Source organism: Bradyrhizobium sp. 44, from assembly GCF_023073095.1.
GTDB lineage: Bacteria > Pseudomonadota > Alphaproteobacteria > Rhizobiales > Xanthobacteraceae > Bradyrhizobium.
In genome coordinates this window covers 945,541-970,504 of record NZ_JADPIY010000008.1, presented here as the reverse complement: position 1 = coordinate 970,504, position 24,964 = coordinate 945,541, and the positions used below count along the sequence as shown (strand labels likewise).

21 protein-coding genes are annotated in these 24,964 nt (G+C 64.7%); 11 read left to right on the top strand and 10 right to left on the bottom strand.

Going from position 1 to position 24,964, the window contains the following annotated elements:
- Positions 1–143 precede the first annotated feature (143 nt).
- Positions 144–896, top strand: a complete 753-nt coding sequence (locus IVB41_RS06645; RefSeq protein ID WP_247428177.1) for a 16S rRNA (uracil(1498)-N(3))-methyltransferase — start codon at positions 144–146, stop codon at positions 894–896.
- 9 nt (positions 897–905) lie between these two features.
- Here the strand turns inward: IVB41_RS06645 and IVB41_RS06640 are convergent, their stop codons facing one another.
- Entirely contained in the window at positions 906–1,850 is a 945-nt protein-coding gene (locus IVB41_RS06640; RefSeq protein ID WP_035961012.1) for a helix-turn-helix domain-containing protein, read from the bottom strand.
- A 719-nt stretch (positions 1,851–2,569) separates the two neighbouring features.
- Here IVB41_RS06640 and IVB41_RS06635 point away from each other — a divergent pair.
- From IVB41_RS06635 to IVB41_RS06615, 5 genes are all read left to right on the top strand, one after another.
- Positions 2,570–3,721, top strand: a complete 1,152-nt coding sequence (locus IVB41_RS06635; RefSeq protein ID WP_247428172.1) for an ATP phosphoribosyltransferase regulatory subunit — start codon at positions 2,570–2,572, stop codon at positions 3,719–3,721.
- Between the two features lie 3 nt (positions 3,722–3,724).
- Positions 3,725–4,702, top strand: a complete 978-nt coding sequence (gene hisG / locus IVB41_RS06630) for an ATP phosphoribosyltransferase (RefSeq protein WP_018453440.1) — start codon at positions 3,725–3,727, stop codon at positions 4,700–4,702.
- 100 nt (positions 4,703–4,802) lie between these two features.
- Positions 4,803–5,849 carry a glycosyltransferase family 2 protein gene (locus IVB41_RS06625; protein WP_247284639.1) on the top strand — a complete coding sequence of 349 codons (1,047 nt, stop codon included), beginning with the start codon at positions 4,803–4,805 and terminating at the stop codon, positions 5,847–5,849.
- Positions 5,846–6,691, top strand: coding sequence for a ChbG/HpnK family deacetylase (locus IVB41_RS06620; protein WP_247428169.1), 846 nt, complete (start codon positions 5,846–5,848; stop codon positions 6,689–6,691). The genes IVB41_RS06625 and IVB41_RS06620 overlap by 4 nt, the downstream gene beginning before the upstream one ends.
- Positions 6,692–6,826: 135 nt before the next feature.
- Entirely contained in the window at positions 6,827–7,651 is an 825-nt protein-coding gene (locus tag IVB41_RS06615; protein WP_247428166.1) for a DUF2076 domain-containing protein, read from the top strand.
- A gap of 72 nt (positions 7,652–7,723) precedes the next feature.
- On the opposite strand, the gene IVB41_RS06610 is transcribed toward IVB41_RS06615, so the two are convergent.
- Entirely contained in the window at positions 7,724–8,524 is an 801-nt protein-coding gene (locus IVB41_RS06610) for a L,D-transpeptidase (protein WP_027565440.1), read from the bottom strand.
- Between the two features lie 315 nt (positions 8,525–8,839).
- On the opposite strand from IVB41_RS06610, the gene IVB41_RS06605 reads away from it, so the two are divergent.
- A complete protein-coding gene (locus IVB41_RS06605) occupies positions 8,840–9,619 on the top strand; it encodes a protein phosphatase CheZ (RefSeq protein WP_007614982.1) in 780 nt (259 codons plus the stop codon).
- A gap of 168 nt (positions 9,620–9,787) precedes the next feature.
- On the opposite strand, the gene IVB41_RS06600 is transcribed toward IVB41_RS06605, so the two are convergent.
- A complete protein-coding gene (locus tag IVB41_RS06600; protein ID WP_007596953.1) occupies positions 9,788–10,309 on the bottom strand; it encodes a hypothetical protein in 522 nt (173 codons plus the stop codon).
- Between the two features lie 313 nt (positions 10,310–10,622).
- Here IVB41_RS06600 and groES point away from each other — a divergent pair, with 313 nt between their 5' ends.
- The 3 genes from groES to IVB41_RS06585 all read left to right on the top strand — a co-directional run bounded on the left by groES (position 10,623) and on the right by IVB41_RS06585 (position 14,111).
- On the top strand, positions 10,623–10,919 hold the full coding sequence (groES, locus tag IVB41_RS06595) for a co-chaperone GroES (RefSeq protein ID WP_007596954.1): 297 nt from the start codon (positions 10,623–10,625) through the stop codon (positions 10,917–10,919).
- A 147-nt stretch (positions 10,920–11,066) separates the two neighbouring features.
- Complete coding sequence (gene groL / locus IVB41_RS06590) at positions 11,067–12,698, top strand: chaperonin GroEL (protein WP_247428163.1); 1,632 nt, start codon at positions 11,067–11,069, stop codon at positions 12,696–12,698.
- Between the two features lie 201 nt (positions 12,699–12,899).
- On the top strand, positions 12,900–14,111 hold the full coding sequence (locus IVB41_RS06585; protein WP_247428159.1) for a hypothetical protein: 1,212 nt from the start codon (positions 12,900–12,902) through the stop codon (positions 14,109–14,111).
- Between the two features lie 127 nt (positions 14,112–14,238).
- On the opposite strand, the gene IVB41_RS06580 is transcribed toward IVB41_RS06585, so the two are convergent.
- Complete coding sequence (locus IVB41_RS06580) at positions 14,239–14,637, bottom strand: META domain-containing protein (RefSeq protein WP_027565442.1); 399 nt, start codon at positions 14,635–14,637, stop codon at positions 14,239–14,241.
- A 137-nt stretch (positions 14,638–14,774) separates the two neighbouring features.
- Positions 14,775–16,439 carry an L-lactate permease gene (locus tag IVB41_RS06575; protein ID WP_027565443.1) on the bottom strand — a complete coding sequence of 555 codons (1,665 nt, stop codon included), beginning with the start codon at positions 16,437–16,439 and terminating at the stop codon, positions 14,775–14,777.
- A gap of 313 nt (positions 16,440–16,752) precedes the next feature.
- On the opposite strand from IVB41_RS06575, the gene IVB41_RS06570 reads away from it, so the two are divergent.
- Complete coding sequence (locus IVB41_RS06570) at positions 16,753–18,516, top strand: ABC transporter ATP-binding protein/permease (protein ID WP_247428156.1); 1,764 nt, start codon at positions 16,753–16,755, stop codon at positions 18,514–18,516.
- A 237-nt stretch (positions 18,517–18,753) separates the two neighbouring features.
- Here IVB41_RS06570 and IVB41_RS06565 read toward each other — a convergent pair whose 3' ends face one another.
- The 5 genes from IVB41_RS06565 to IVB41_RS06545 form a co-directional block, all read right to left on the bottom strand.
- Positions 18,754–19,758 carry a TorF family putative porin gene (locus IVB41_RS06565; RefSeq protein ID WP_247284644.1) on the bottom strand — a complete coding sequence of 335 codons (1,005 nt, stop codon included), beginning with the start codon at positions 19,756–19,758 and terminating at the stop codon, positions 18,754–18,756.
- 416 nt (positions 19,759–20,174) lie between these two features.
- Entirely contained in the window at positions 20,175–20,546 is a 372-nt protein-coding gene (locus IVB41_RS06560) for a histone (protein WP_247429073.1), read from the bottom strand.
- A gap of 100 nt (positions 20,547–20,646) precedes the next feature.
- The gene (gene glcF, locus IVB41_RS06555; RefSeq protein ID WP_247428153.1) at positions 20,647–21,969 is read right to left on the bottom strand and encodes a glycolate oxidase subunit GlcF; all 1,323 of its coding nucleotides are present in this window, start codon (positions 21,967–21,969) and stop codon (positions 20,647–20,649) included.
- Positions 21,970–23,205, bottom strand: a complete 1,236-nt coding sequence (locus tag IVB41_RS06550) for an FAD-binding protein (RefSeq protein WP_247428150.1) — start codon at positions 23,203–23,205, stop codon at positions 21,970–21,972.
- 63 nt (positions 23,206–23,268) lie between these two features.
- Positions 23,269–24,762: an FAD-linked oxidase C-terminal domain-containing protein gene (locus IVB41_RS06545; RefSeq protein WP_027565448.1), complete on the bottom strand. Its 1,494-nt coding sequence runs from the start codon at positions 24,760–24,762 to the stop codon at positions 23,269–23,271.
- Between the last annotated feature and the right edge of the window lie 202 nt (positions 24,763–24,964).

The following is a 24,964-nucleotide window of genomic DNA, read 5'->3' as shown; positions in this document are numbered from 1 at the left end:
CTCGCGATTTTACGATTCCCGCCGGCCCTTAACAACCCGTTGAATAGGGCAGGAGCGCGGCGCGCCGACGCACCATTTCGGCAAAATTTACCCCGAAAGTACTGCTTTCGGCTAAGAACGGCGCCAAATCGGACCTTTGAACCATGCCCTCCCACGATTTCCGCGGCCCCCGCCTGTTCGTCGATGCCCCCCTCGCCCAGGACGGCAGGATCGAGCTCGACCGCGACCAGAGCAATTATCTCGGCAATGTGCTGCGGCTTGCCGCCGGGGCCGAGGTCTTGGCGTTCAACGGCCGCGACGGCGAGTGGCAGGCCGCCATCGAAGGCCGCAAGCGGCCCGATGGCCTCGTCATCCTCCAGCAGACCCGGCCGCAGGACCGGCTGCCCGACCTCGCCTATGTCTTCGCCCCGCTCAAGCATGCCCGGCTCGACTACATGGTGCAGAAGGCCATCGAGATGGGGGCGGCCTCGCTTCAGCCGGTGCTGACCCGGTTCACCCAGGCTTCCCGCGTCAATACCGAGCGGATGCGCGCCAATGTCGTCGAGGCGGCCGAGCAATGCGGCATTCTCAGCATCGCCGCCGTTGGCGAGCCGATGCCGCTGGAGCGCTTCCTCAGCCAGCGCGCCGCGGGCCGCCTGCTCATCTTCTGCGACGAGGCGGCGGAGCTCGAAAACCCCATTCAGAGCCTGCAAGGCGCAGGCGCGGCGGAGGGAATCGACGTGCTGATCGGCCCCGAAGGCGGCTTTGCCGAGGAAGAGCGGGCGCTGCTGCTGCGGCAGCCGAAAATCCTGCGGCTGGCGCTGGGACCCCGGATCATGCGGGCCGACACGGCCGCAGTGGCCGCGCTGGCGCTGGTGCAGGCGGTGCTGGGCGACTGGGCTGGCGAACGCGGCTAAGGCACGTTGCTATTCGCCTCGTAGCGATCGGTTCAGGGTCTCCGAAGGCAACTCTCCGAAAGCCTCTCTGTAGCTCGCTGCGAACTCGCTGAGATGCCAGAAACCATGCGCAAGCGCACAGGACTTCACACTCCGGCCCGCTCGACCGGTGCGCAGTTGCTTGCGCACCGACCAGAGGCGCAAGACCCGGCTATAGCGATGTGGGCTCATGCCGCAGATGGCCCGTGTCGCACTCTGGAGAGTCCGGACCGACACGCCCGCCTGCTCCGCCAGTTCGGTCGTCTTGTGCCAGATCATCAGATCGCGCCGAATCAGTTTCTCCATATCAGCTACGATCCGGCGATAATGCTCGGCGGTGGATGAGACAGGTCCGCTTGCGACGCTGGACCAGATCGCCGCGTCCATCGTGCTGAGCAGTGACTGTTCGACAAATTTTTGCGAAGCTGGCTCGTTCAAGAAGTCTGGGTCATTTGCTGCGGTTTCAAGCGAGATCGAGATCAGACGGCGCAGCGAGGCAAGCACGTCCGGCGCCGGATTCAGCAAATGGCATCCATCGCCCAATTCAGGCAATGGCTCCCGCCCGGATGGACTGAAGTAGACCACTGCCAGCAGACGCCCCTCCGGCTCATGCACCAGGCAATCTGAATCACCTTTCAATACGAGGACAGAACCGCCCATCGATTGCCCGTTGATGCGGGCAGAGGTCACGTGATCCATCGGTACCGCCACTGCGGCAGCATTGGTGAACTGATAGCCTCGAATGATCCGGGGGAAGGTTTTCAACAGCGACAGGGTCAGGGTCGGCAAGGTGAGCCGGGCACGCATGATCGCTGTCACCCCGGCCGACAACGGCATGCTCGATGCGCCGGCGTATTTCTCGGTCTCGCCGAAATGATCGATGTCATACGAATTGAGCTCGAGCGCCGAGGACGGCTTGAGATCCTGGAACGACATCAAGCGATCCGCCGCTCTCTTTTGCATTCCCTCGCGAGCAGGGACTAGACGGCTTTGATCCATGTTCTGCTGCTTACTTGGCCTTCTTCTAGGAAACGGCGATTTAGCGCCACGCAAATCATCCGGCCCGTTGACGCCGGCGCGCCGCAGTCGCGGAGCATTGAGATGGCATGAACGATCAGAAGGTCGAGTGGATCGAATTCGTCTTAGTGCCGGAACATGTCGCAGATCGAAAACAGCATATAGGCCAGCGTGTGTCGCGCGACCGGATACCATCGGTTGCGATTGCACATGAATCGGAAACCAACTCGCATTGTAAACGAAGGCTCTGCGAACGGATCGTCCCCCCTACCCAAATTGAGTATGCAACCGGTGGAGCATTCTCAAACGGGCCGAGCAGCTCGCGGATGGGGCGCCCCAGGCGACCCATTCCTCGTGGAAGCGCCCCGGAGACGTCCTTGGCCCGAAATGAATGGGGGTGAGGTGAGCCTCCCTACCTACCTGGGTCGATTGCAGCGGGATGAACAGGTGCTGTATTACCTAGTTGGCGCCGGACCTGATTAGGCCGCCGCCTCCTCTGATCACACCGCCTCGCTCCGACGCTGTTAAGCGATTGATCCTTTGGAGGTCGAAACCGCTTTCGGGCCATGCTAAGGCCTGCGGCAATTCGCTCCCCTTGCTTGCCCTGCCCGGTTCCACCGGGACGATGGACCCCTGAGATGACCGCGACTGCCACCTCACATGCTGCCGGCTCCGCCGCCTGGGCGGATACGCTGCTGCTGTCGTTCGCGCAGGCCGGCTATGTCAGGGCCGAGCCCGCCATCCTGCAGCCGGCCGAACCGTTCCTGGATCTCTCCGGCGAGGATATCCGCAAGAGCCTGTACCTGACCACCGACCTCTCCGGCGAGGAGCTCTGCCTGCGCCCGGATCTGACCATTCCGGTGGCCCGCGATTACCTCAGCTCTGGCCGTGCCGGCCAGCCGGCCGGGTTCAGCTATCTCGGTCCGGTGTTCCGCTACCGCAACGGCCAGAGCAGCGAATTCCTGCAGGCCGGCATCGAATCGTTCGGCCGTCTTGACCGCGCTGCGGCCGATGCCGAGATGCTGGCGCTGGCGCTGGAGGCGACCGCCGCGTTCGGCGTCCGCGACGTCGAGATCCGCACCGGCGACGTGGCGCTGTTCAACGCGCTGCTCGACGCACTCGACCTCTATCCGGTCTGGCGCCGCCGCCTGGTCAAGGATTTCAACCGCAAGATCAGCCTGGAGCAGGATCTCGAGCGGCTGGCAGCCGCGACCACCGCGACCCGCAGCGAATATGAGGGCGTGCTCGCGGCGCTCGCCGGCTCCGACCGCAAGGCGGCACTCGCTTTCGTCACCGATCTGATGTCGATCGCCGGCACCACCAATGTCGGCGGCCGCACCACCGCCGAGATTGCCGACCGCTTCCTCGAGCAGTCGACGCTGAAGGGCGGCGCGCTGCCGCGCGAGGCCATCGCCGTGCTCAAGCGTTTCCTGTCGATATCGGGTAACCCCGACGACGCCATCGCCGAACTGCGCGCGCTCACCAATGATGCAAAGCTCGACCTCAGTGCTGCGATCGACCAGTTCGAAAGCCGGGTCGGCTTCATGGCCGCGCGCGGCATCGATGTGAAGGGGACGCGGTTTTCGACCGCGTTCGGGCGCGGGCTCGACTACTACACCGGCTTCGAATTCGAGCTGCATCACCGCGGCAACGGCGCCGAGCCGCTGGTTGCCGGCGGCCGCTATGACGGGCTGATGACCCAGCTTGGATCGGCCGAGCCGATCCCCGCGGTCGGTTTCTCGGTCTGGGTGGATGCGCTGACCCGGATCGGCCGCAAGGTGGGAGCTTAAGTCATGAGCGCGCCATTCGTTCTGGCCGTTCCCTCCAAGGGCCGCCTGCAGGAAAACACCGAGGCCTTCTTCGCCCGCGCCGGGCTCAAGCTGTCGAAGGCGGGCGGCGCCCGCGACTATCGCGGCACGCTCGCGGGCCTCGACAATGTCGAGGTCGCCTATCTCTCGGCGAGCGAGATCGCCTCGCAACTGTCCCGCGGCTCGGCGCATCTCGGCGTCACCGGAGAGGATCTGGTGCGCGAGACCATCGCGGACGCCGACAAGCGCGTCTCCCTGATCGAAGGCCTCGGCTTCGGCTATGCCGACGTCGTCGTCGCGGTGCCGCAGGCGTGGATCGACGTCCGCACCATGGCCGACCTCGACGACGTCACCACCGGCTTCCGCGAGCAGCATCACATGCGCATGCGGGTCGCGACCAAGTTCATCAACCTCACCCGCGCCTTCTTCCAGAGCCAGGGCATCACCGATTACCGCATCGTCGAAAGCACGGGCGCGACCGAAGGCGCGCCGGCCGCCGGCAGCGCTGAGTTGATCGTCGACATCACCACGACCGGCGCGACCCTCGCCGCCAACGGATTGCGGGTGCTCGACGACGGCGTGATCCTGCGCAGCCAGGCCAATCTGGTCGCCTCAAGAGACGCCGATTGGTCGCCGCAGGCGCGGGAGACCGCGCGAATCATCCTCGATCACATCGCGGCGCGGGCGCGGGCCAACAAATACCGCGAAGTCCGCACCCGCTTCCGCCAGTGCGACGCGGCCATGCTCACCGAGGCCCACGAGCGCTTCGGCGTCGAAGCCCCGTTCGGCGGACCGACCTCGTCGGGCATGCTCACGCTGCACTGCCCGCCGGGCCAGCTCTACGCACTCGCAAGCTTCCTGCGCGGGCATGGCGCCGAGACCGTCTCGGTGGTTTCGCTGGATTACGTGTTCGACCGGGAGAACCCGCTGTTCGCCAGGCTCGAGGCGTTCCTGCGGCAGTGAGCCCAAAGTTTGTTGAGCAATTCCGTTCAGCGTAGCGACAGCAAACGACAGCTACCATATGCTGTTGAGATGACCTTGAACGCCTCTGGAACCTTGATCGATGACGCTGGGCTCTGACGTTTCCGGCATGACGACCATCGCGGCAAGCACCGCCGCGAAGGGACTGTCGATTGTCGTCCCGCTCTACAACGAAGCGGCGGGCCTCGCCGCCCTGCACCAGCGCATCTGCGATCTCGCAAAGACCTTGCGTCAGCGCTATCGCTTGGCTTGCGAGGTCGTCTATGTCGACGACGGCAGCGCGGACGCGACGCTGTCGATCGCCCGCTCGCTGCCGGCCGACGCGGTCGACGTCCAGGTGGTGTCGCTGTCGCGCAATTTCGGCAAGGAGGCCGCGCTGATGGCCGGCCTCGACCATGCCCGGCTCGGCGCGGTGCTGTTCATGGACGGCGACGGCCAGCATCCGCCGTCGCTGGTCGAGCGACTGGTGCGGCACTGGATCGAGGACGGCTACGACGTCGTCTATACCGCCAAGGCGCATCGCGACAACGAACCGTTCCTGCGGCGGCTCGCCGGGCGCGGCTTCTATGCGCTGATCAATTGGGGCGCGCGCCAGAAGATTCCCGAAGACGCCGGCGACTTCCGCCTGCTGTCGCCGCGCGCGGTGGCAGCACTGAGGCAGCTGCCGGAGCGCAACCGCTTCTTTAAGGGCCTCGCGAGCTGGATCGGCTTCCGCCAGATCCGCGTCGATTACGAGCCCGCGCCGCGCACCCATGGCGTGACAACCTTCAGCGCCGCGCGTCTTCTTGGTCTTTCGATCGAAGGCGTCACCTCGTTCTCGGTGGCGCCGTTGCGCTTCGCCAGCCTGCTCGGCGTGATCCTCGCCGGCGGAGCGTTCCTGTTCGGTCTGTCGATCCTGTGGGAGGTCTTGACCACCGGCAAGCAGGTGCCCGGCTATCCCTCACTCGTGATCGGCCTGATGACGATCGGCGGCGTGCAGCTCATCATGATCGGCATCGTCGGCGAATATATCGGCAAGATCCTCTCCGAGCTGAAGGCGCGCCCGATCTACTTCGTCGCCGAGCACAGTGAAAAGCATTTCGAGACCGACAAGGCTGACGACGCCTCGAAGAGGACGGCGGCCGAATGAACGCGGCCGCGCCGCCGCGGCGGATCTGGCTCTGCGCCGACGATTACGGCATCAGCCCGGGTGTCAATCGCGCCATCCGCGACCTGATCGAACGCGGCCGTCTCAACGCCACCTCGGTTATGATGGGGGGACCTGCGGTCGAGCGCAGCGAGATCGAAGCCCTCCAGACGGCAGCGCAAGCGAGCCCGCGCTGCGCGATCGGATTGCACGTGACATTGTCGGCACCGTTCCGGCCGCTCACCATGCATTTCCGCCCACTCGACGGCGACATGTTTCTCCCGTTTCCGAAGCTGCTGCGCGCGGGTCTTGCGCGAAGGCTCGACCGCGAATTCTTTCGCAACGAGGTCAAGGCGCAGCTGGCAGCCTTCGCGAAAGCGTTCGGGCGCGCGCCTGACTTCGTCGACGGCCATCAGCATGTGCAGCTCTACCCGCAGGTGCGCGACGGCTTTATCGACGCAGTCGCCGAAGTCGCGCCAAAAGCCTGGGTGCGCCAAGGCGGCCGCGACCTGCCGCTGATGCAGCGGCTGGCTTCACCCAAAGCCATGGTGCTCGATATCCTCAGCGCGCAATTCCGCCGCCGTGCCGGCAGCGCGGCCCTCAGCTTCAATCCCGGCTTCGCCGGCGCCTATGATTTCACGCAGGCGGCCGATTTCGGCGAGCTGATGCGGCATTTCCTCGAAGGCCTGCCGGATGGCGGTCTCATCATGTGTCATCCCGGCTTCGTCGACGACATCCTCACTGGGCTCGACCCGATGACGGATGTCCGCGAACGCGAGCACGCCTATCTCGCCGGCGATGCCTTCGCGCGCCTGCTGACGGACAGCGGCGTCACGCTGGGATGAAACCGGCGACAGTTTGCGAAAAGCCGCCCGCGGGGCAGCTTGTCGCATACCGAAATTTAATCCTGCCGGCACTGTTGGGGCCACAATGGAACCCTACATCTGCCTCGCGCTTGTTTTGCGCGAGGGAGACTGACCATGACGCCGCAGGAACGCCAGCTCGTCGACGAGCTTTTCGACCGGCTTTCGAAACTGGAAAATGCACCGCGCGATCCCGACGCGATCGCCGCAATCTCCGACGGCCTGCGCAAGGCGCCCGGCGCGATCTATGCGCTGGTGCAGACCGTGCTGTTGCAGGACGAAGCGCTGAAGCGCGCCCATGCCCGTATCCAGGAGTTGGAGGCGGCGCAGGCGCCCGAACAGGCGCAGTCCGGCGGTTTCCTGGACACCATGCGCGACACGCTGTTCGGCGGGGGTCCATCGCGCGGCTCGGTTCCGAACGTGCCGCCGCGTGACTCGCGGCCGGTGTGGAACAGCGGCCAGGCGATGCAGCAAAGCCAGCCCGGTTATGGCCAGCCGCCCTCCGGGCAGGCTTACGGTCAGGGCCCCGGTCAGGGCTATGGCGCGCCGCCGGTCGGCGGTGGCGGCGGTTCGTTCCTCGGAACGGCGGCGGCAGCCGCAGCCGGCGTCGTTGGCGGCTCGCTGCTGCTCTCCAGCATCCGCGGCATGATGGGCGGATCGCATCAGCAGGCCTTCGGCGACACCAATGCCCTGGGCGACCGCAGCGCTGGTGGAAGTCCCTGGAGCGGCAGCGATCAGTCCGGCGGCTCGCTCGCGCGTGATGCCGGCCTCGACGACGTTGGCTCGAACCGCGGTGATGCGTCCCGGCAGGGCTTCGCCGACCACGCTTCGAACGACGACCAGAACTACAACGATCAGAACGACAATGACGGCGGCAATGTCGACCTCGCCGACGACAGCGATTTCGGCGGCGGAGATGATGGCGGCAGCGATTACGCCTGACGCTTTTTATCCTTGCTCCAAACGAGAACGGCCGCCGATGAGGCGGCCGTTTTGGTTCCGAGCGCTATGCGCCTACATCACGACGACCTTGGTGCCGACATTGACGCGGCCGTAGAGATCGATGACGTCCTCGTTGCGCATGCGGATGCAGCCCGAGGAGACGTTGGTGCCGATGGTCCAGGGTTCGTTGGAGCCGTGGATACGGTAAAGCGTCGAGCCGAGATACATCGCGCGCGCGCCGAGCGGATTTTCCGGGCCGCCTTCCATGTGCCTGGGCAGATCGGGGCGGCGCGCGATCATTTCCGCCGGCGGCGTCCAGGCCGGCCATTCGCGCTTGGCCGTGATCGACTTCACGCCGGACCAGGTGAAGCCGGGACGGCCGACGCCGATGCCGTAGCGCATCGCCCGGCCGTTGCCCTCGACGAGATAGAGGAATTTGTTCGGCGTATCGACCACAATCGTGCCGGCGCTTTCATTGCCGCTATAGTCAACGAGTTGTTTCTCGAATCTCGGGTCGAACTGACGCTGCCGCGGATCGACCGCCTCCTGCTGGAGACCTGCGCCCTGCGTCTGCGGCTCGCCCATCGGCGGCAGGCGGCGCTGGTCATAATAACCAGGCTGCTGCTGATACATCGGCTGCTGCGGAGCGTAGGCCGGACCGCGACCGGGCCCGTCACCGAACATGAACTCGATGAAGCCGCCGCCCATGTTCGCATTGGAGGCGACACGCACCGGCGCAGGCGGCACTTGCGGCTGATAGAGCACCGCGGGCGGATCGTTCGGCACGCTATTGTCGAAGGCGCTGGCGCTGTTGGCGCCGGCAATGAAGGTGCAAGCGCTGCCAAGCAGCGCGACAGACATTTTCTTGAACATCGACGTACTCTGTACTGTTTCGTCTAGATCACATGCGTCGTGGCAAGCTGACCGCTGATCCGCACCCGCGACGTGGTCAATAAAGAGCAAAAGCCGTTTTGTTTGGTAAACGAAAACGCCATTTCGATTCACCACGTCGTCGGCAGCGGTGCAATTTGGCGATCAGCGTTTATTTTCGATGAACGCCTTGCACGCATGGTTAATCGCCCGTTTGCAAGCCGTCGCGCACAACCGAGACGACAGTTCCGGCTGTGAACTTCGTGTTAAATCGCTTCTGCCTACAAAGACGCGTGAGTGAGGTGGGGGGAGTTCTTGATGGCTATTCACCGCAAACGTTTTCGTGTCGAGGAGGCTATTGTCGGCGAGATGCCCAGCCCCGAAATGATTGAGGAGGCTGCGCCGATGCATAGCGAGATCATGGCCGAGTTGCGTGCGATCCGTGCACAGATGGCGAAGGGCACCGCGCCCTTGTCCGGCAGCGCCGCCATGGCGGCGATCGACGCCTCCACTGCCCACGAGCTCTCCGAAGCCCGTACCATGCTCGATACTTACCGGGCGCAGATCGAGCAGTGCGAGAAGCTGAAGGTCGAGCTCGACCTCATCCACGACGCCATCGACCGCACCAAGCGCGAGATCGCGACACTGCACGGCAAGAGCTTCGACGGCGGCGAAATGGCCAAGGTCAATGGCGAGCTCGGCGCGGTCGTCGGCGGCACCGAACAGGCGACCCAGCAGATCCTCGAAGCCGCCGAGTCGATCGACCAGGCGGCCAGCGCGATGGCCAAGGTGCAATCGGCCGATCAGCAGAAGCGGCTGGCCGACGATATCCAGGAACGCGTCATCTCGATTTTCGAAGCCTGCAACTTCCAAGACCTGACCGGCCAGCGCATCAGCAAGGTCATGAGCACGATGAAGTTCATCGAGCAGCACATCAATTCCATGATGGAGATCTGGGGCGGCGTCGACGCGATCAAGTCCCACGTCGTGCCGCAGGTCGACACCCGCAGCGACGACGACAAGCTTCTCAACGGCCCGAAGCTCGCCGGCGACGTCGGCCACGCCTCGCAGGACGACATCGACGCGCTGTTCGACTGAGCGGACGCGACACTCCGGAAAAACAAAACGCCGGCGCAAGCCGGCGTTTTTTTGTTTGGGAGGTCATTGCGAACGAAGCGAAGCAATCCGGACTGTGTCCGCGGAAGCAGCCTGGTTGCTTCGTCGCTTCGCTCCTCGCAATGACGAGTGGCTAGGCCGGCGCCGCGATTACGCCCTCGGCGCGCAGCGGACGTAGACCATGTTGCCGTAGCGGGTGGCGGCGTCCTTGTCGATAAAGCGGGTGATGAGGACGCGGCCGTCGAAGGAGACGATCTCGCGGTCCTGCTCGCCGGGCGTCGGACCCGCCGGCCCGATATAGTTCTTGCCGCTGGGCGAACCCTTCAGCCGCAGCTCCTGCGGTGTTGCCTGGTCCGCCAGATGCATGATCACGCCGCCGGAGGAGCCGGCGGTGATCACATAAGGATTTTTGCATTGGGCCCGGGCGGCAGCCTCGGTGCGGGCGCGGTCGGCCGGGTTCTGGAACGAGGCGAGGCCCCAGCGCCCGACGATCTCGTCGGCGCGGATCGAGGCGGGCATTTCCGGACCGGTGCCGGGCTCGGCCTCGGGGGGCGGTGAGGAGGAAGAAAAGGACGGCAGGCTCATGCCGCCGCCGCAGGCGCCAAGCAGCAGCGCCAGGCAAGAAGCCGCCGCCAGATTGGCGACCGTGCGCGCGTGAGCTGAACTGATCATGGCATTCCCCCGGACAAAACCATGGCCGCACCCCTTCCGCAGCCAAGCGCAAAACCGCTGCCGGAGCAATGACGTCCTTTAATACGCCGGCGCCCCGAACAAGTTTCCAACGTCACCATCCTATATCCGTCTCACCAATCGCTTAACCACCTTTGCTTGACAGGATCGCGGCCAAGCCATATTCCCGGGCGGACCATTAGCACTCTGAAAGATGGATTGCTAACGCGCGCCGATCGATCCTCGAGAAGGGTCGACGGCAGCGCCGCCCGCCCACTTTCACTCCTTCCGAAGCGAGCCTCCAAAGGGAAACGTCATGACTAAATCCAAATTTCGTCCGCTGCATGACCGTGTCGTGGTCAAACGTATCGACGCCGAGTCAAAGACCAAGGGCGGCATCATCATTCCGGACACGGCCAAGGAAAAGCCGTCCCAGGGCGAAGTCGTCGCCGTCGGCCCCGGTGGCCGCGACGAGGCCGGCAAGCTGATCCCGATCGACCTCAAGGTCGGCGACCGTGTGCTGTTTGGCAAGTGGTCGGGCACCGAGGTCAAGATCGACAACGATGAGCTCCTGATCATGAAGGAGTCGGACATCATGGGTGTGATGGCCTAAGGCCAGACGCCTGAACGGCCGCTGAATGCATGCCCGGGTCACTCGATCCGGGCATGCATCATTCCGCCGGGTTCGATCGCGGACCCCGGGAATGAGGCGACCCAATAAGCAAGACACATCACGAAAAAAGAAGAGGAATTGCAGACCATGGCTGCCAAAGACGTCAAGTTTTCCGGAGACGCGCGCGATCGCATGCTGCGCGGCGTCGACATTCTCGCCAATGCCGTCAAGGTGACGCTCGGCCCGAAGGGCCGCAACGTGCTCATCGAGAAGTCGTTCGGCGCGCCCCGCATCACCAAGGACGGCGTCACCGTCGCCAAGGAGATCGAGCTCGAGGACAAGTTCGAGAACATGGGCGCCCAGATGGTGCGTGAGGTCGCCTCCAAGACCAACGACCTCGCCGGCGACGGCACCACCACCGCGACCGTGCTGGCCCAGTCCATCGTGCGCGAAGGCGCCAAGTCGGTTGCCGCCGGCATGAACCCGATGGACCTCAAGCGCGGCATCGACATCGCGGTCGCCGCCGTCGTCAAGGACATCGAGAAGCGCGCCAACCCGGTCGCCGCCTCCTCCGAGGTCGCCCAGGTCGGCACCATCTCGGCCAACGGCGATGCCGCCATCGGCAAGATGATCGCGCAGGCGATGCAGAAGGTCGGCAACGAGGGCGTCATCACCGTCGAGGAGAACAAGTCGCTCGACACCGAGGTGGACATCGTCGAGGGCATGAAGTTCGACCGCGGCTATCTGTCACCCTACTTCGTCACCAACCCCGAGAAGATGACCGCCGAGCTCGAGGACGCCTACATCCTCCTGCACGAGAAGAAGCTGTCCGGCCTGCAGGCCATGCTGCCCGTGCTGGAAGCCGTGGTGCAGTCGGGCAAGCCGCTCGTCATCATCGCCGAGGACGTCGAGGGCGAGGCGCTGGCCACCCTGGTCGTCAACCGCCTCCGTGGCGGCCTCAAGGTCGCCGCCGTCAAGGCACCGGGCTTCGGCGACCGCCGCAAGGCCATGCTCGAGGACCTCGCGATCCTCACCGGCGGCCAGCTGATCTCCGAAGACCTCGGCATGAAGCTCGAGAACGTCACGGTAAAGATGCTTGGGCGCGCGGGCAAGGTGGTGATCGACAAGGAGAACACCACGATCGTCAAGGGCGCCGGCAAGAAGCCGGAGATCGAGGCCCGCGTCGGCCAGATCAAGGCCCAGATCGAGGAAACCACCTCGGATTACGACCGTGAGAAGCTCCAGGAGCGCCTCGCCAAGCTCGCAGGCGGCGTCGCGGTGATCCGCGTCGGCGGTGCCACCGAGATCGAGGTCAAGGAGAAGAAGGACCGCGTCGAGGACGCGCTCAACGCCACCCGCGCCGCGGTGCAGGAGGGCATCGTTCCCGGCGGCGGCGTCGCGCTGCTCCGCGCCAAGAAGGCGGTTGGCCGTCTCACCAACGCCAATGCCGACGTCCAGGCCGGCATCAACATCGTGCTGAAGGCGCTGGAAGCCCCGATCCGCCAGATCTCCGAGAACGCGGGCGTGGAAGGCTCGATCGTCGTCGGCAAGATCCTGGAGAACAAGTCCGAGACCTTCGGCTTCGACGCCCAGACCGAGGAGTATGTCGATATGGTCGAGAAGGGCATCATCGACCCCGCCAAGGTGGTGCGCACCGCGCTCCAGGACGCCGCCTCGATCGCCGGCCTGCTGGTGACCACCGAGGCCATGGTCGCCGAGTCGCCGAAGAAGGACGCCGCGCCCGGCATGCCGGCCGGTGGCGGCATGGGCGGCTTCTAAGACCGATCCTTAGCCCACAGTGTTGCGAAGGCCGCCTCCGGGCGGCCTTCTTTTTTGGCAATCATGGCCCGTGCTTTCCAATTCAACCGGCGGCCAAAACCCACTACGGTGACGCCCGATTCGAATTGTTTGGGCCTGATCTCAACGGAAAACCGCTTCACACTTTCCGGATCATGCCCCATTGCCCCGGGGATTTCGTCGATGCGCGCGCTTGTGTTTTGCTCCACGGCCGTTCTGGCGGCTCTGCTTGCAGGTTCGCCTGAGGTCGCATCCGCCCAGATGAAGCTGGCGCCCAAGGCCACGGCGCCCGGCGGCGTCGAGACGCGCTATTTCACCTCGATCGACGGGTTGATGGACGGCAATGCCGATGTGATCCTGAAGGAGACACGCCAGGGCAAGACCGTCACCGCAGCCGTGCTCGACGTCTGCTATCCCGTCGCGAAGAATTCCGACCGCAAGGACCGTTTCGTCGTCAATCTCCAGGTCGCGGGCCAGAACCTGGCGGGTACGACGCAGAGCCTCGGCGCGAAGGCGCCGGTCACCGTCAAGCTGCTGCGTAAACAGGCCGGAGACACGTTCGAATTCCGCGGCCAGATCAGCATTGGCCAGGCCGTGACCGAGGTCACCTCGCCCGACAATTCCGATCTCAGCGAGAAGGAATTCCTCGACAACCAGACCTCCGACGACGGCATCACGCCGCAGCCGAAGGATTTCACCGACGTCTCGCCGGAAGCGATCGCGGTCAAGGTCAAGCTGGATGCCGCGACCGAGTTCCTGAAGAGCCTGAAGGGCCAGGACGTCGAGGTGACGCTGGCGAGCCTCACCGTCGGCTGCGACGCGTTGCGCGCGGGCGAGCAGACCATCAACATGTCGGTCGATCCGGAGCGTGCCGGCGCCCTGCTGGCAAAATTCAAGGCGACGCCCGGCGTCACCGCCGCGGGCTGGACCGCGGGCATGACCGAGATGGACCGCACCATCCGCATTGCCGCCGCCGACTGGCGCGAGGGCGACAAGATCAACCGCGACAAGCTCGCGGCCGCGGTGGCTGGCGTGCTGAGCAGGACGCTCGCGGCAAAGCCGGTCTCGCAAAGCTTCAACCCGGCGACCGGCAAGCTCAAGCTGGTGTTCAAGCGGCCGAACCAGGACTTTCCCGCGCTCGAGCTCACCGACACGATCGAGGTTGCGGGTCTCGTCTCGCCCGACAAGCCGGGCACGACCGACAAGCTCATGCTCTGGGTCGGGAGTCCAGCGACCACGACCACCGACGAGAGCAGCGGCGCCAAGCTCAATCTCTCAGACGAAGCGACGGCCGACGAGGAAGGCGATCAGCCCGACGACAACGGTTCGGTCGAGGCGCTCGCCAAGGAGCTGAAGGGCCAGCGATGGGACGCCGACAAGTCGGTGTGGAAGTAGACGCAGACACCCCCTGTCAGTCATCGCCCGCGAAGGCGGGCGATCCAGTACTCCGAGACGGCCGTGGTTGAATCGATAGGCCGCGGCGTACTGGATTCCCCGCTTTCGCGGGGAATGACAGCGGTGGCTAATTTCCGTTGACCCGAAAGCGCAGCGGCTTGGGGCCGACGAGCGTCAGCACGTCGCCCTGGCGCTTCCAGGTCTCGACGCTGCCCAGCGCTGCAACGAGATCGTCGTCGGCCTGGGCCCTTGCGGGCGGGCAGGAGCGGTCCTGGATCTGGCCGGGGACGAAGATCACGGTGTTGCCGGCGACCGAGAACTGGCCCTTGCCGCCCTTGCACCAGAGCTCCAGCACGACCTCGCCATTGTCGCCGATCTCGATGTTCGGAATCCGCTTCGAGCCCGGCTGCGGCAGCGCCTCCAGCGTCATCTCGGTGCCGAACGGAAAACCGTCCTCCGCACGCGCGAGCGTGGACATCGCGAGCATTGCAACCGCCGCACACACCATCTGCCTGAACGAAACCATGAAACCTCTCGACCGACCTGATTTGCGGCACCTTCTATAAGACGGCGGCGCCGTTGAGAAGGTTCGCGCATACGCGACGCAAAAATCCCCGCGGGGACGAATCCGCGGGGATTTGCTTCGAAGCGAATTGTGACCTGCTACTTCAGCACCATCGCCGTGAACGGCCAGACATAGGCCTGCAACGTCACGAACACGCCGACCAACGAGGCCAGCACGATCGAGTGCCAGAACACGAAGCGCAGGATCGTGCCTTCGTGCCCGTACCAATTCGTCGCAGTGGACGCGACCACGATCGACTGGGCGTCGATCATCTTGCCCATCACGCCGCCGGACGAGTTCGCCGCGGCCATCAGGATCGGCGACAGGCCAAGCTGCTCGGAGGTGATCTTCTGAAGATTTCCGAACAGCACGTTGGAAGCGGTATCCGATCCCGTCAGCGCCACGCCCAACCAGCCGAGCAGCGTGCCGAAGAAAGGATAGAGCACGCCGGTTGCAGCAAAGGCGAGGCCGAGCGTCGCGTCCACGCCGGAGAGCCGCGTCAGCGTGCCGATCGCGAGCATCGCCGAGATCGTGATCAGCGAGATCGCGCACAGCCGGATGGTGCGGCCGTACTGAATCACGAGCTTGCCGGGTCCGACGCCCATCAGGAAGCCGGAGATGATCGCGGCAATCAGCATGCCTGTGCCGGTGAACGAGAGATAGGTGAAGCCGAACACCGCACTCTCTTTCGTCGGCCCTGGTGCGACCGGCGGCATCTTGTTGATCATCTGATGCAGCTCGGGAACGGGGTAGTTCCAGGTGAAGATCGAGTTCGCCCAGGTCTTGAAGGCACCGTTGCCCCAGATCAGCATCACGATACAGACGATGATCCAAGGCAGCAGCGCGCTGAACATCTCGCTCTGCGTGAGCGGCGTCTTGTCGAGCGGTTTTGCGGCCGCCATGGTGGAGGTCGATTCATCACGGCTGCGCAGCGCCGGCGACAGCCAGAGCTGCCTGGGCTGCCACACCTTCAGGAACAGGATCAGCGCGCCCATCGAGATCAGCGACGCACCGATGTCGACGATCCAGGGGTTGACGAAGTTCGAGATCACGAATTGCGGGACTGCGAACGACACGCCGGTGACGAGAATCGCCGGCCAGACGTCCTTCATGCCCTTCCAGCCCGCGAACGCCCACACCACCCAGAACGGCACGATCAGCGAGAAGATCGGCAACTGCCGTCCGACCATCGCGCCGAGGATGTAGGGATCGAGCCCGGTGACCGAAGCGAGGCCCTGGATCGGCGTACCCAGCGCGCCAAAGGCGACCGGTGCTGTGTTGGCGATCAGCGACAGGCCGGAGGCCGCGAGCGGCGAGAAGCCGAGGCCGATCAGGACGGCACCGGTGATCGCGACCGGGGTGCCGAAGCCCGAAGCACCCTCGAAGAAGGCGCCGAACGAGAACGCGATCAGCAGCAATTGCAGCCGCCGGTCCTCGGTGACGCCCCCGACCGCGCGCTTGAGCAATTCGAAGCGTCCAGTGGTCACCGTCACCTGGTAAAGGAAGATGACGTTGAGAACGATCCAGCCGATCGGAAAGAAACCGGTGACGATGCCCAGCACCGAAGCGCGGATCGACATGTTGGCCGGCATGGTGAAGACGAAGATCGTGATCAAATTGGCCACGATCACGGCGATGACCGCCGCGATATGAGCCTGGACGCGGCCGCTCGCGATCAGGACCAGCAATGTGACGACAGGGACTGCCGCCGCGATCGTCGACAGCACAGGGCTGTGCAACGGGTCATAAACTTGATTCCACATGATCTTCCTCCCCCACGCATGTGTGCTGCAGGCGGCCCGCGTGGACAGCCGATCCTGCTTGACGCTGAAGCGATAACCCCCGAGCTTGACGCGAATTCCTCGCGAATGCAGCGGTTCCCGTCCGCTCACAAGCTCGCGAAATCCCGAAGGCCCCCACCCCGCGCCGATGCGCCCCATGCTAGGGTTGCAAGCTGCGACAAGCCAACGCAAATTGCAGGACTTGCGACTTTAGTCTAAGCGCGCCGATTTTCGCCGTCGTCCCAAGTCTTTGGCCCCGGGCAGTTGTGCACATCCCCTCAGGAGACAGAGCTCTGTGAAGAACATCAGCGCCACGCTCGCGATCGTCTGGCGAATCGCCGCCCCGTATTTCCGGTCGGAGGACAAATGGGCCGGCCGCGGCCTGCTCGCCGCTGTCATCGCGATGGAGCTGGCGCTGGTCGCGATCGACGTCCTGGTCAATCAATGGCAGAACCGGTTCTACAGCTCGCTGCAGGCAAGTGACTGGGATAGTTTCGTCAGGGAGATCTGGATCTTCATCGGCCTCGCCTCCGCCTTCATCGCGCTGGCGGTCTACAAGCTGTACCTGAACCAGTGGCTTCAGATCCGCTGGCGGCAATGGCTGACCCGACACTATCTGGGCGAATGGCTGCAAGGCGCCACCCACTACCGCATGCAGCTCAAGGGCGATGCGGCCGACAACCCGGATCAGCGCATCACCGAGGACGTCAAGAATTTCGTCGAGCAGACCCTGACCATCGGTCTCGGCCTGCTCTCGTCGATCGTGACGCTGTTCTCGTTCGTGATCATCCTCTGGGGGCTTTCCAACGCCGCGCCGTTGCACCTGTTCGGCGCCGATCTCATGATCCCCGGTTATCTGTGCTGGGGCGCGCTGGTCTACGCGATCTTCGGCACGGCGCTGACGCACTGGATCGGCGCCCCGCTGGTCAATCTCAATTTCGAGCAGCAGCGCTATGAAGCCGACTTCCGCTTCAATCTCGTCCGGGTCCGCGAAAATTCCGAGCAGATCGCGCTGCTCAAGGGCGAAGGCGCCGAGCGCGGCCGGCTGCTGGAGCGCTTCGGCTTCGTGATCGGCAATTGGTACGCCATCATGAGCCGCACCAAGCGCCTCACCGCGTTCACCGCGAGCTATCAGCAGGCCGCCGTGATCTTTCCCTACGTGCTGGTGGCGCCGGCCTTCTTCGCCAAGAAGATCCAGCTTGGCGACATGATGCAAACCGCGTCCGCCTTCTCCAGCGTACAGGGCGCATTGTCGTTCTTCGTCACGGCGTACCGATCGCTGGCGGAATGGCGCTCCATCGTCGCCCGCCTCGACGGCTTCGAGATGTCGGTCGATGCGGCCGCGAACCTGCCGCCGCACGAGCCTGCGATTGCCCTCAAGGCCGCCGGCGGCAATCGCAATATCTCTCTCGAACAGCTCTGCGTGAACCTGCCGAGCGGCACGCCGCTGGTCGCCGCCGACGCGTTCTCCGTCCAGACGCCGGAGCGCGTGCTGGTGACCGGACCGTCGGGCTCCGGCAAGTCGACGCTGTTCCGGGCCATCGCCGGCATCTGGCCGTTCGGCACCGGCAGCATCTTCGTGCCGGAAAAGGCGAAGCTGATGATGCTGCCCCAGCGCCCCTATTTCCCGGTCGGCGTGCTGCGCGACGCGGTGGTCTACCCGGCCGCGCCGGGCGCGTTCGAAACCTCACGCGTCAGGGACGCGCTGATCGCGGTCGGGCTGCCCGACCTCGCCGAGCGGCTTGAGAAGGACGGTCATTGGAACCGGATGCTGTCGCTGGGCGAGCAGCAGCGCCTCGGGCTCGCCCGCGCGCTGCTGCACGCGCCGGACTATCTGTTCCTGGACGAGGCCACGGCCTCGCTCGACGAACCGTCCGAGGCCCGCCTGTACCGGTTGCTGGCGGAGAAGCTGCCACAAGCCACCCTCATCTCGATTGGCCACCGCTCGACGCTGGAAGCCTTCCATACCCGCAAGGTGACGATGGTGAAGCACGGCGCGATCCACGTCCTCGGTGACGGTGCCGTGTCGGTCGAGAAGGAGCCGAGCGCGGCACGCTGAGACGGTCCGACCAACCCTGAGGCTATGGCCCTTCGTTGCGGCCATTCCTCGACACGCCCGCCTTTGGCGGGCCCTCAGGATGAGGTCTGTCCTCGCGGTGAAATCCGTGCCCCCTCATGGTGAGGAGCCCGCCGGAGGCGGGCGTCTCCAACCATGCAGGCGCCCCGGCCTGCGCCCAAAAGCAAAAGGGCGGCAGGTTTGCCCTGCCGCCCTCATCAAGTCGCTTCGGGAAGAAGCTTACTTCAGGTTGCTCATCGCCGTCAGGTCGAACGACAGCTTGGCAATGCCGGCCGCGCCGCACCAGTTGGAGCCAGCGCCGCCCGGATTGATCGCGGTGACGTTGGTGGTGCCGGTGGCGTTGAAGGCGCTGGTGAAGGCGTTGCAATCACCCTTGTTCAGGTCGGTGTCGGAGTAACGCAGGTCCAGCGTGAACACCTTGTAGGTGAAGCCGATGCCGATGTTCCAGGTGTTGTAGTCCTTGTAGGGGATGCCGTTGGCGAAAACGGTGCCGACGCCGGTGCCGTAGAAGGCGTCCGAAGTACCGAACCACTGCCGGCCGAACTCACCCGACACGTACATGCCCATGCCGGAGGGACCGAAGGCCGTGCTGGGCGCCGTGTACTTGGCGGTCAACGAAGCGTAGTTGCCCCAGGCACCCGAGTTCAGGAAGTTCGGCGAGTAGTACTCGGTCGCGCCGACCGTGAAGCTGTCGTTGATGGTGTAGTTCACCTTGCCGTAGACTTCGACGAAGCTGACGTCCTTCTTCATGACGTTGCCGTCGGCGAGGAAGATCGTGGTCGTGCTGACGCCGCAGACGTTGCCGCCGGGAATGCCACCGGTGAGCACGTTGTCGGCGCAGCTGCCGCCCGGATACAGGTAGCCCCAGACGCCGATGTCGAACGCGAAGGCGCCGAAGGTCGGGCGGATACCGCCGTAGATGTCGACTTCAGCAGCGGCACGATTGGCGAAGGAGATGCTCTCGGCGGACACGCCGACGTAGAGCTGGAGGTCCTTGTTGATGTTGTAGCGCGGCTCGAAATAGGCCGCGACCGACGGCTTGTGGTTCGACTGCGTGACGCCGCGGAAGATGTAGTCGCTCATGATGGCGCCGCCGAAGGCGATATCCCAGGGGTCAAACGCGACCACCGGCGGGGCCTTCAGTGCCTTCACTCGCATGTCTGCCGCGAAAGCCGAGCCCGTCACCATTGCCAGCGCCGTTGCCAACAAAGCCACTTTTTTCATTTCGATCCCCATCACCAGTTCTAAGACCCCAGCCGGATCCCGGAAGCCCCCGGAACGCACGACCTGATTGCAAATTTCGTAACTGCGGCAATCTGGATGGAGTGGCGTAAACCGAGAAGCAAAAAACGCGGGCATCTGCCGACTTTTTGGGCGTTCTGACGATTCCACGAAAGGTTGTCAGCCTGTGTGTCTTCTCGACCACATTATTTGCATTGCAAAGTGCACTGGCAGGCCCGGGTTAGTACGGGCCCGGCGGTACCGTGCTGGCCGCGCCACGAATAAGGCTGCTCCAGGACAAACACGTCGTCGCGCCGATGCAAAAAGGCCGCAGCATCACCGCTGCGGCCTTCCTGTCGTCGATCATGGTCGTCGGATTGGATCCAGCCTTTGGCCTAATCTTGGGCCTAACCTTGGGCCTAACCTTGTCCTTCGGCCGGCGTCGTTTCCGCAGAAGACGAAGGCATCGCCCAGCTTGTCTCGGCGGCGGGCTCGGGAGCCGGAGCTGCCGGCGTTGACGGCTTCGGCGCGGGAGCTGCCTTCGCCTTCTTCGGCGCCGCTTTTTTCGCAGCCTTCTTGGCGGCCTTCTTAGGGGCAGCCATCGTAGCGGCTTTCTTGGCCGACTTCTTGGCGGCCTTCTTCGGCGCGGCCTTCTTGGCAGATTTCTTTGTGGCTTTCTTGGCAGACTTCTTCGCGGACTTCTTGGCTGCCTTCTTTGAGGTCTTCTTCGCCGCTACCGCCTTCTTGGCTTTTTTGGCCTTCTTGCTTTTTTTCTTCTTCGCTTTCGCCATCGTGGTCCTCCTGTTGCCGCCGAACAATGGTCGGTCCGGGCGTCTTCAGCCGTCACCTCCGGACGAAAGCTCAGCCCTCGAAAGCTCAGTCTTCGAAAGCTCAGTCTTGCGCGTTCAATGCCGGCCGCGACCCGCCCGTAGCCCAATCGAGAAGCTCAATCGTGTGTACGACCGGAACTGACGTGCCACTGGCAATCTGCACCATGCAGCCGATATTGCCTGCGGCAATCATGTCCGGCTTGACGCTCGCGATGTTGGCGACCTTGCGATCGCGCAACCGGCCCGCAAGCTCGGGCTGGAGAATGTTGTAGGTCCCCGCCGAACCGCAACACAAATGGCTCTCCGGCACATCTTTCACCACGAATCCATTATTGGAAAGCAATTCTTTCGGAAGGCCCGTGATTTTCTGCCCGTGCTGCAACGAACACGCAGAGTGATAGGCGACGACGATGTTATCCTGTCGCGCGGTGGCCACGAGTCCAAGGCCGGCGACGTATTCAGTGATGTCCTTGGCGAGCGCGGAGACCTTCGCCGCATCGGCGGCAAACGCAGCGTCCTCGCGCAGAAGATAGCCGTAGTCCTTGATCACGGTGCCGCAGCCTGACGCCGTCACCAGGATGGCGTCGAGCCCCTCGCCGGCCGCTTCCGCGCGCCACGCCGCGACATTAGCGCGAGCCCGCCCCAATGCGTCCTGGTCGTTGCCGAGGTGATGGGTCAGCGCGCCGCAGCACTGCTCGTCCCTGACGAGGACGACCTCGATGCCGTGGCGCGTGAGGAGACTGATGGCGGCCTGGTTGATGCGCGGCGCCAGCACCTGCTGGGCGCAGCCCTGGAGCAGCGCGACCCGGCCGCGCTTCTTGCCGAGTGCCGCAAACACACTGCCGGCGGCGGGCCCCGGTGGCGGCAGCCGGTCCGGCGCCAGCGCCAGCATCGCCTTGAGGCGCAGGATCAGGCCGGGCGTCGCCGACGGCCGGGGCGTCGGCAGGAACGCGGCCAGCGGGCGGGCGAGTCGCGCCAGCCACATGCTGGCGCGGAAACGCCGCGGGTGCGGCAGGACGAAGGCCAGCACCCGGCGCAGCAGCCGCTCGGCCAGCGGCCGCTCGTAACGCTGCTCGATCCTGACCCGGGCCTGATCGACCAGATGCATGTAATTCACCCCCGAGGGGCAGGTCGTCATGCAGGCCAGGCACGACAGGCAACGGTCGACATGTTTGACCACTTCGGCCGTCGGCGTCTGGTTCTTCTCCAGCATCTCCTTGATCAGATAGATGCGGCCGCGCGGGCTATCGAGCTCGTCGCCAAGCAGCACATAGGTCGGACAGGTTGCGGTGCAGAAGCCGCAATGGACGCAGGCGCGCAGGATCTTGTCGGCTTCCGCGATGTCGGGGTCGGCGAGCTGCGCGAGTGAGAATTCGGTCTTCATTCAGCAAGCGTCCCGCGTCAGCCGGCCCCGGTTGAGGATGGTCTTCGGATCGAAACTGGCGCGGACCCGCTCACTCAACGCGGCAAGGCCAGGGGCTTGCGGGTGGAATACATCGATCGTGCGCCTGATGTCCTCGGCCGCCCGGATCAGCGTGGCGTGCCCGCCGGCCGCATTCGCACGTTCGCGCACGGCCGTGGCATGCGCGTCCGGCTTCGGTGGCAACGCCGCCCAGATCAGTCCACCACCCCAATCGTAGATCACGTCGCCGCCGGTCTCGCGCGCCAGCAGCGTCCCGAGCGCCGCGCCCGACGCCGGCGGACAGACGATCCGCCAAACCGGGCAGGCCCCCAGCGCGCCGCCGGCCGCGAACGGCAGGACGTCGCGGATCGTGGTCCACAGCGCCGCTGACACCGTGTCCTCGACGAGCGTTGCGGTTCCGAACGGCGCCAGCAATTCGCGCAGCGAGCCGGCACGGTGGGCGGCCGAGGCGGTAATGCCCTCGAGCCGCAGCACGGTCAGCGCCTCGCTTTGGCCTGCGATATCGCCGAGCCCTTCGACCTTGCTCCGGAACGCCGATGTCGGCAGGTGCGCGGCCCCCGAGACGTCGAAGGGCGAGCCAAGCGCCGCCGTCATCGCCTTGTTGGCGACGGCATCGTCGAGGCCGCGCAGCAACAGCGTCCGCTCGGCCTCCGGCTTGGGCATCACCTTCAGCGTGACCTCGGTCATGACCGACAGCGTGCCCCAGGAACCGGCGAAAAGCTTGCAGAGGTCGTAGCCGGTGACGTTCTTCACCACCTTGCCGCCGGTCTTGAAGCTATCGCCGAAACCGGAGACGGCATGTGCCCCGAGCAGATGGTCGCGCGCCCCGCCCGCCTTGATCCGGCGCGGACCGGCCAGGCCAGACGCAATCATGCCGCCGATGGTGCCGAGCGCGGGCGTGCCGAGCAGCGGCGCGGTGTTCATCGGCTCGAAGGCGAATTGCTGGTTCTTGGCATCGATCAGCGACAGCACGTCGGCCAGCGGCGCCCCGGCCTGGAGCGTGACAATGAGTTCGTTGGGCTCGTAGGCGGTGATGGCATTCAGCGCGGAGACGTCCAGCACGGCGTTGGTCGCCATCGCATGGCCGATGCCGCGCTTGGAGCCATGGCCGATGATCTCGAGCGGCTGCTCATTGGCAATCGCCGCGCGCACCACCTCTTCGACGTCTTTGGCGTCTCTGACCTTGAGCGTATCCACGCCTGTAGCGGGTAACGAAGTTTGCAGCGAAAATCAAATTTGGCGCGTTGCAGCGAGGCGACTCTAGAACCGCGGAATGTCCGGGAATGCCAGCTTCCCGGCGTGGACATGCATGCGGCCGAGCTCGGCGCATCGGTGCAGGGTCGGAAACACCTTTCCGGGATTGAGCAGGCCTTGCGCATCGAAGGCGCATTTCAGGCGCTGCTGCTGGTTGAGGTCGATCTCACTGAACATCTCAGGCATCAGATCGCGCTTCTCGATGCCGACGCCGTGCTCGCCGGTGAGCACGCCGCCGAACTCGACGCAGGCGCGCAGGATGTCGGCGCCGAAGGCTTCGGCGCGCTCGATCTCGCCGGGCTTGTTGGCGTCATAGAGGATCAGCGGATGCAGGTTGCCGTCGCCGGCATGGAACACGTTGGCGCAACCGAGCTGGTATTTTTCCGATAGCTCGCGGATGCGCGCCAGCGCTTTCGGCAGCGCACCGCGTGGGATGGTGCCGTCCATGCAGAGATAGTCCGGCGAGATGCGGCCGACGGCGGGGAACGCGGCTTTCCGGCCGGCCCAGAACAGATTGCGCTCGGCCTCCGAGGTCGAGATCTGGCAGGTGGTCGAGCCGCAAGCGTTCGCAATTGTCTCGACCCGCGTGATCAGCTCGTCGACCTCGATCTTGGGACCGTCGAGCTCGATGATGAGGAGGGCCTCGACATCGAGCGGATAGCCGGCGTGGACGAAGGCCTCCGCGGCGTGGATCGCGGGCTTGTCCATCATCTCCATGCCGCCGGGAATGATGCCGGCGCCGATGATGCGCGCCACGCATTCGCCGGCCGCCTCGACTTGCGCGAATCCGACCATCAGCGCGCGCGCCGTCTCCGGCTTTTGCAGGATGCGCACCGTGATCTCGGTGATGACACCGAGCAGGCCCTCCGAGCCGGTGATGACGCCCATCAGGTCGTAGCCTGTGTTCTCCGCCGATTTGCCGCCGATGCGCAGGATCTCCCCGCTCATCAGCACGATCTCGCAGCCGAGCACGTTGTTGGTGGTCATGCCGTATTTCAGGCAGTGCACGCCGCCGGAATTCTCCGCGACATTGCCGCCGATCGAGCAGGCGATCTGCGAGGACGGATCCGGCGCGTAGTAGAACCCGGCATGAGCGACGGCCTGGCTGATCGCGAGGTTGGTGACGCCGGGCTCGGTGACGACGGCGCGGTTGTCGAAATCGATCTCGCGGATGCGCTTGAACTTGCCGAGGCCCAGGAGCACGCCGTCTTCCAGTGGCAGCGCGCCGCCGGACAGCGAGGTGCCGGAGCCACGCGGGACCACCTTGATGCCCTGCCCTGCACAATATTTCAGGACCAGCGAAACCTGCTCGGTCGTGTCGGGCAGCACCACGACCATCGGCGGCTGCCGATAGGCCGTTAATCCGTCGGATTCATAGGCTCGCATCTCGGCGGCGCTATCGATCACGCCTTCGCCCGGTACGATTGCGCGCAATGCAGCCACGATTTCGGCGCGGCGCGCGAGCACGGCCTGGTCACTCGCGGGCATCATGATGGCCATAGCATTTCCTTCATGGCATATCGTTCCGGCCGAGGCCGCACGATCGATTTGTCGCGGTAAATCAACCACGTCCGCGGTGGTTTGGGTAGGCCATCCGAAAGTCAGATCGACGATCTTGCGCGAGTTCGCTCTGGGACAAGTAGGAAATCGTGAAACCTGCCATGGTTTGGCGGCTTGTCCAATCCGAGCAGGCCTGCCAAAA

Bases quoted from the DNA above. Each gene is read 5' to 3' on its own strand.
- IVB41_RS06545 (WP_027565448.1), bottom strand. From the start codon at position 24,762: ATGGCCATCATGATGCCCGCGAGTGACCAGGCCGTGCTCGCGCGCCGC.
- IVB41_RS06605 (WP_007614982.1), top strand. From the start codon at position 8,840: ATGGCTATTCACCGCAAACGTTTTCGTGTCGAGGAGGCTATTGTCGGC.
- IVB41_RS06565 (WP_247284644.1), bottom strand. From the start codon at position 19,758: ATGAAAAAAGTGGCTTTGTTGGCAACGGCGCTGGCAATGGTGACGGGC.
- IVB41_RS06615 (WP_247428166.1), top strand. From the start codon at position 6,827: ATGACGCCGCAGGAACGCCAGCTCGTCGACGAGCTTTTCGACCGGCTT.
- groL (WP_247428163.1), top strand. From the start codon at position 11,067: ATGGCTGCCAAAGACGTCAAGTTTTCCGGAGACGCGCGCGATCGCATG.
- IVB41_RS06645 (WP_247428177.1), top strand. From the start codon at position 144: ATGCCCTCCCACGATTTCCGCGGCCCCCGCCTGTTCGTCGATGCCCCC.
- IVB41_RS06620 (WP_247428169.1), top strand. From the start codon at position 5,846: ATGAACGCGGCCGCGCCGCCGCGGCGGATCTGGCTCTGCGCCGACGAT.
- hisG (WP_018453440.1), top strand. From the start codon at position 3,725: ATGAGCGCGCCATTCGTTCTGGCCGTTCCCTCCAAGGGCCGCCTGCAG.
- IVB41_RS06575 (WP_027565443.1), bottom strand. From the start codon at position 16,439: ATGTGGAATCAAGTTTATGACCCGTTGCACAGCCCTGTGCTGTCGACG.
- IVB41_RS06635 (WP_247428172.1), top strand. From the start codon at position 2,570: ATGACCGCGACTGCCACCTCACATGCTGCCGGCTCCGCCGCCTGGGCG.
- IVB41_RS06560 (WP_247429073.1), bottom strand. From the start codon at position 20,546: ATGGCGAAAGCGAAGAAGAAAAAAAGCAAGAAGGCCAAAAAAGCCAAG.
- IVB41_RS06585 (WP_247428159.1), top strand. From the start codon at position 12,900: ATGCGCGCGCTTGTGTTTTGCTCCACGGCCGTTCTGGCGGCTCTGCTT.
- IVB41_RS06600 (WP_007596953.1), bottom strand. From the start codon at position 10,309: ATGATCAGTTCAGCTCACGCGCGCACGGTCGCCAATCTGGCGGCGGCT.
- IVB41_RS06580 (WP_027565442.1), bottom strand. From the start codon at position 14,637: ATGGTTTCGTTCAGGCAGATGGTGTGTGCGGCGGTTGCAATGCTCGCG.
- groES (WP_007596954.1), top strand. From the start codon at position 10,623: ATGACTAAATCCAAATTTCGTCCGCTGCATGACCGTGTCGTGGTCAAA.
- IVB41_RS06625 (WP_247284639.1), top strand. From the start codon at position 4,803: ATGACGCTGGGCTCTGACGTTTCCGGCATGACGACCATCGCGGCAAGC.
- glcF (WP_247428153.1), bottom strand. From the start codon at position 21,969: ATGAAGACCGAATTCTCACTCGCGCAGCTCGCCGACCCCGACATCGCG.
- IVB41_RS06640 (WP_035961012.1), bottom strand. From the start codon at position 1,850: ATGTCGTTCCAGGATCTCAAGCCGTCCTCGGCGCTCGAGCTCAATTCG.
- IVB41_RS06610 (WP_027565440.1), bottom strand. From the start codon at position 8,524: ATGTTCAAGAAAATGTCTGTCGCGCTGCTTGGCAGCGCTTGCACCTTC.